The following is a 5,809-nucleotide window of genomic DNA, read 5'->3' as shown; positions in this document are numbered from 1 at the left end:
CTCCAGGGCTAACGCCAACCATCGACCAAAGGTTAACCGCAATCGCCCCAGGGGGAATTGAATACTATTGCGACGACGGCGCAAAACAACCGAGAGCTTGATGCTCACGAACAGGCCCAACACAATACAAAAAGCTGCTACTGCTTCCAGTACCACTTCTAAAAAAGATACGATGATTTCCAAATTGCCTTGCAAATGGTGGACGACTTCCATCAAGCTTCAACCTTGACCAGCACAATACCCTGCCAAAGAGACTACCTTGTTGTGTAGCTTTATTGAGTTATTCTTGCTGGAGGATTGACAACTCAAGGCCATACCTCCGATTACTCGGGAGTGGGGAAGTGGCTTAATCAGGTAATACAGATTCCACACGGAATCTGAAAGTTAAAGGATGGGGTTCAAGCGGCCAATTTTAGTGCAATATTGAGTATTGGTATCAGGGATGCGATCGCAAAGCAATCCTAACCCAGCAGCCCTTCATCCTCTGTCCCGAGCCGAGCCTGCTTTCTTAGCCATGCGGTTAGCTCCCCTTTGCCTGGATACCTTTGAAGCAATGCATCATAGACGCTCATCTCTAAGCGAACACCTATCGTTTTGGATAACTCCTCTTCAGTATCGTCTGCTCTAGGAAGGGGTTTGAGGTCATCTTATCAGTCAGCCCAGGCTATAAGTTGTGCAACCCCAGTGTTCCATTTTCGGTATTCGGGGACCGCACCATCCTCGTTTTTTTAACTCTCTAGCAATAAACAGATTTGTGATGCCATGGCCAACTAAAACAACAGAGCTAGCTTCATAAGATTGCTGTTCTAACAATTCAGCAGCTTTTTTCACTCGTTTTTTGATGTGGGCTTGAGATTGAGCGTGTGATGGGCAACCCAAACTCAATAGCAACCTATCCAGAAAAAGCCACATATGGAAGGGTAAACGAATATTGATGGGACACTCAAGCCAAAAATCTACTTCACGAAAAATGGGATCACTGACAGGAGGAATGGTAGGTTCAAGGATTTGGGCAGAGTGCATCGAACGAGGAATATCACTTGTGAACACTAGTTTTGCTGATTGAACGAGTGCTTGAACATCACCTGAAGGGAAGGAGTCACTGGCAATCTTAGCTGATTGAATTCGATTAATGACCTGTGATAACTCGCGACCACCGATCCATCCATGTGGAGTGATTGTGGGTTTCCCATGCCTTATCAAGGATATGGTTCTGCTCATATCTCAGAAGTCAATTGTTCATAACTACAGATAGACTAGCTCACAATGGAAGATGCCAAATTTAGTTACTACACCCGGAAGGTTTGAGAAGACTTGCTAGAGGGATGCAAGGCTAGTCGGGAGGGGCAAGTGGTTGAGATGGCCGAGCCGTTGGGTGTGGTGGTATAGCAAGGCTAAGCTGGAAAATTGCTCATTCCTGGTAGTAACAGGAGACGCCTATGAATTTTCTTGTCCCCCAACACTTGGATTGTTTAATTCTGATAGCAAATTAGGTGGTCCTAGATCTGTTAGATCGTAACCTTTTGGGTAACTCCGTTGTGGCTCATCACTATAGAAGCTGGAAGATTGACGAGGAGGACAAAAGCGAAGCAATTTCCCACGAGTTTGTAATAGGTGCTCTACGAGCTGTCGCTGCCATACTTTAGGGGATGGAAAACCAAACGCATTGAGCATGGTATCGTCCATGATCGCGTAAGCCAGAGGACGAATAAGTGGGCGGAACGGAACCGGAAACCAACTGAGGAAGAGCGTTAACGTAGATTGCCCTACTCGTTGATTGGCCTCACTATAGTGAAAATGGTCTCGCTCATAGGCTTGGTTGTATTGTTCAAAGACTTCATAAGAGCTAGGGATATCTTGAATTCCCATTTGTTGTCCTACAGTAGACCAAAAGTGATACAAAGCCTGTTTTTCCAAGCGGGTTAATTGACGCCAGCCAAAACGTTCAATCCACCGCACAGGTTCATAAATAAAGGTTGAGAGGACGTAAATATAATCAGCATTGCTAATGGGGAACCGTCCATGAATCTGATTCATTCGTTGGATTATAGCCTGTCCTTTGGGTGATTCATGCCCCCATTTAAGGATTAAGGAAACCATCAAGCCCGTATCATCGTAGCGTTTTTGAGAATGGTGATGAAACTCCGCAGTCCGGTCAAGGAGAGTAGCTATGCTGGGGACACAAAAAGTGCGAAATAGTGCAATTTCCAAAGCACGGGTAATATCCCAGGGAAATTCATAGCCAGCTAGTTGTCTGCATACTTCGCAGTTGTCCCTGATCGGGTCGAGCTGCTGAATTGTATTGAAACGCTCGAACCGTAGCATTGGATAGCCTCTCTTTGCAGTGTCGGAGACCGCTTAGGGGTGAACTATGGTATGACGTTCATCAAGAACTTTGATGTGGATACTTCAGGCGGTTATCTCCAAAATAGCCTTAAATCGTGATAGATGAGCTTATCCAAGCTCGCTAATGAACAGGGTTAATCATCATAGCTAAGACTTTCAGGATACAAATCTGTCAGTGTCGTTAAGACTCTCTGGATAGCTTCTAGTGACTCAATGATACCGAATACCTCCATATCTAAGTCATTAGCTAGATCGAACATTTCTTGAGCCTGGCCTTTGTAACCCTTATTCACCACATCCATTGCCAATTGATGAAGTTTTAGCAAGTTAATCCTCATTTCTGGAGGCTCCCAGTTGGGGCCATCTCCTAAAACGCCTCTGACCTGATCAAGATGATCGACTGCAGCTAAAAGGTCAGTCGTCTCAAAGTTTTCATACAAATGTTGCCATTCTTCGTCGGTCATTTGAGACATAAACACTCCATTCACCTTAGTACAGTGCAGTGCATAGTTTATGACAAATAGAAGTTGAACCTCCAGTGAGGGTTGATAGCCGCTGTGGGTTACTCTCCAAAGGGGTGGTAAAGAAAGCACTGTGGTGAGCTAGACATGAAATACCCCTGAAACTACTGCCTGGCTTCAGGGGTATACCCCAGTATTTATGGATATGAAACACTGAACGAACCTCAATTAGGGGCATCAGTAAGGTGTAGAGACCAAATTAAATCAGTTAGCAGATTCACAGCAGTTTAAACCATGGCTTTTAAACTGCTTAGTCTTTGGACAAGGATCCAATCTAGATATCGGAATGTGAAAGCGTTTGGTGGAGAAATATCCACCACCTTAGCTGAACGTAGAAGATCGCCATGCTGTAATTGAGCTAGGACCTCTTGACCCGCAATCACATATCCAAAAACAGCGTAGCGGCCATCTAGAAGGTTTAACCCCGCAGGTGTCAAATCAGGTTCAAACAAGTGGAAGAAAAATTGAGATGATCCGCCGTTAGGATCGCCCTGTGGATGTCCCATGGCGACAGTCCCATAAGCAGAAAAAGGAAGGACTGGCTCAGACAATGACAAACCTAGCTCTTCTAAAGTAGCCCCATACACAGGTTCAGAATCCCCTTTAACCATCACTTCTAGAGGAATAGAGCGATACTGCCCAGTATCAGGATCAACAAATCCTGATGGGGAACCCTCTGGATTCCCTGCTTGCACGACATAAGCCTCATCTTCACGAGTAAATGTGAGTTCATCGTAGAACTCTCGCTGGACCAGATCCAGAAAATTACCAGCGGTGATCGGAGCGTTATAGCCATCCACCATGATAGTGATGGGTCCCTTGCTGGTGTCAAGAACCACTACTGCTCGACCATTAAGTTGAGGTAGAGTTTGATAGTCCTCGGGTATGTTGATTGAATGTTCTGGCACCATGGAAGCCGCTAGCAAATCGATAGCGTTCCAGGCCTGAGTTCGTTTCGCTACGAATTGATCTTTACTTTGCTCTTCTGACAGTATCTTGAGATCGGCTAGAGCTGCGTTGATTTGATTCATACGGACTAAAGCCTGAGGGCGATAGGGAGTAGGAATATCAGAAAGGAGATCTGAGGCTTCTCCATTAAACGTTCTAATCGCTTTTGATATCTGATTCCCCACTCCTGACCATTGTTTAGGTTGCATCCGTGCGGTGGGATCATCGAGTTGAGCTGGCATCTCTTCTAGATATTGATGAATGGCATGAATGGCTTGGTTATCAACAGGCAAAGCAAGCCTCAATATACTCATGGGATTGGTGACCGCATCCCCCTGAGGCAGAGCAGCCCAGCAATATCCTAAATCACTGTTCGTCCAGCCCATCGTCATGACACCCCAGGTAAAAAAAGTACCGACAACTAATAAGATGAACCGGTGGGATATAAAACTCCAAAGTTGACCAAAAAAAACTTTCATGGTGGATAGACCCAATTGTTGGACACAAATGGATAAATCAGTTATTTCAAACCTGGGATTGGCTGACTTGTAAACTACTTCTTACTATTCATGACCATTCCACTAAAGGGATGGCACCACAGTATGTTCCATCCCTTCAGGAAGTTTAGGAACGACGGACAGGGTAATAAGCCCCTGTGTTATAGCGATCTTGACCTCCGACTAAAGCTGGAGCTGGGTCAGTAACTGTAAAGTCACCCATGTGCTGCTGCAACAATTTCTTTTGAGGTTCAGTTAAACCATCAATATTTAATACTTCTTCTACACTGCTATACGGTGCATTCTGAACCACTTTGCCCGCAATAGTTGGATAAAGCCCCTTATATTGGCTAAAGGCAATGACATTTGTATTATTCAAGTCAATTTTTTGACCATAGTCCGATTCGAGTTTGGCATCTACAGGATTACGGTAAGCAGCAGCCAGGAGACTTGGTGAGTTGGATGGCCCTTGGATATCCAGAGCATTAACAGGTTGTAACCAACCCGTTAAGCTTAAACAACTTGCTACCACTAAGGTGAGTAAAGCAAAGCGGCGGATGAATAGTCGCATATGAATAAAGTCCTTTCTATTTTCAGATATAAACAAGGGATGGACGAAACTGAATAACTAAAAATACAGACACCAAGAAATATGAAAATTCAAACTATCCTTCTACAGCAATAGTTCAGTTAAAAAAGGTTTTTACTGAAAGCGAATAGCCTATAGTGAAATATCCATTTTTACAAGGATCATTACGAAAATATTCTATTGTTTAAGAGAACACTGAATACAATTACAGCGTCTCTAAGCGGTAACTTAGAAAAGTCCAATGATGACACTGTCTCACTGATATAGAGAGTGATCTTCAATAGCAGTGATTAACAGCAAATACTAGCAGTAATCTATTGCTCATACAGACCAAAACGCTTGAAGGAATCATTTTTATTAGACTCGCACCAATCCAGCCGTAGATGTTTAAGCTAGATGATAATAGAATCTTCAATCAAATGATTTAGCGATTTTCAAGGATAGAAATGAGCAAAGACTAATCAGATCTATTTAAAATAGACTATGATTCATTGACTGAGCTTTAATCACAGTTGTACTATGGTTTTTCTTTTAGAGTTAGTAAAAAATTGTAGTCTATAAACTTTCTATGAATATTACCAGAATTATAGTTGTCATATTTTAGCGGTTATTAAAAGTAAAAAATCATAAGAGTAATCACTCACTATTATTTCTTATGTTAAAATTTGCAGATTCTTCATCTGATAAGTGTCTGAGGCTAATCCTGCTATTAGGGTCTTAATTTATTCATTGAAAATTTTTTTATGCTCTACACCATCACGAGAACACTTTTTAGCCTTTCTGGATGAAGTTTTCACAGGCAATGGCGTTCTATCCCTCTTTTATCACTTTAGTCAGATAAAAAATAGACTATTCTCAGTGTCTATTTTTCTGATGAGTGATGTCAGCTTCAAGAAGTCCAGAATCAA

Annotated in this window: 5 protein-coding genes and 1 pseudogene; all 6 read right to left on the bottom strand. The window is 42.9% G+C overall.

What is annotated here, in order from left to right; all coding sequences use genetic code 11:
• Positions 1 to 213: pseudogene (locus Q0991_RS22550) on the bottom strand (hypothetical protein); the annotation flags it as partial.
• A 441-nt stretch (positions 214 to 654) separates the two neighbouring features.
• The gene (locus Q0991_RS22545; protein ID WP_299492840.1) at positions 655 to 1,221 is read right to left on the bottom strand and encodes a histidine phosphatase family protein; all 567 of its coding nucleotides are present in this window, start codon (positions 1,219 to 1,221) and stop codon (positions 655 to 657) included.
• Between the two features lie 216 nt (positions 1,222 to 1,437).
• Positions 1,438 to 2,325, bottom strand: coding sequence for an oxygenase MpaB family protein (locus Q0991_RS22540; RefSeq protein WP_299492838.1), 888 nt, complete (start codon positions 2,323 to 2,325; stop codon positions 1,438 to 1,440).
• A 155-nt stretch (positions 2,326 to 2,480) separates the two neighbouring features.
• Positions 2,481 to 2,819, bottom strand: coding sequence for a transposase (locus tag Q0991_RS22535; RefSeq protein WP_299492836.1), 339 nt, complete (start codon positions 2,817 to 2,819; stop codon positions 2,481 to 2,483).
• Positions 2,820 to 3,094: 275 nt separating this feature from the next.
• Positions 3,095 to 4,294 carry a peptidylprolyl isomerase gene (locus Q0991_RS22530; RefSeq protein WP_299492834.1) on the bottom strand — a complete coding sequence of 400 codons (1,200 nt, stop codon included), beginning with the start codon at positions 4,292 to 4,294 and terminating at the stop codon, positions 3,095 to 3,097.
• 145 nt (positions 4,295 to 4,439) lie between these two features.
• Complete coding sequence (gene psbU / locus Q0991_RS22525) at positions 4,440 to 4,883, bottom strand: photosystem II complex extrinsic protein PsbU (RefSeq protein ID WP_299492832.1); 444 nt, start codon at positions 4,881 to 4,883, stop codon at positions 4,440 to 4,442.
• Positions 4,884 to 5,809: the final 926 nt, after the last annotated feature.

This window comes from Acaryochloris sp. IP29b_bin.137 (assembly GCF_028285745.1).
Lineage (GTDB): Bacteria > Cyanobacteriota > Cyanobacteriia > Thermosynechococcales > Thermosynechococcaceae > Acaryochloris.
Note: the sequence above shows the minus strand (reverse complement) of the source record. Positions and strands in the feature narration are given on the sequence as shown.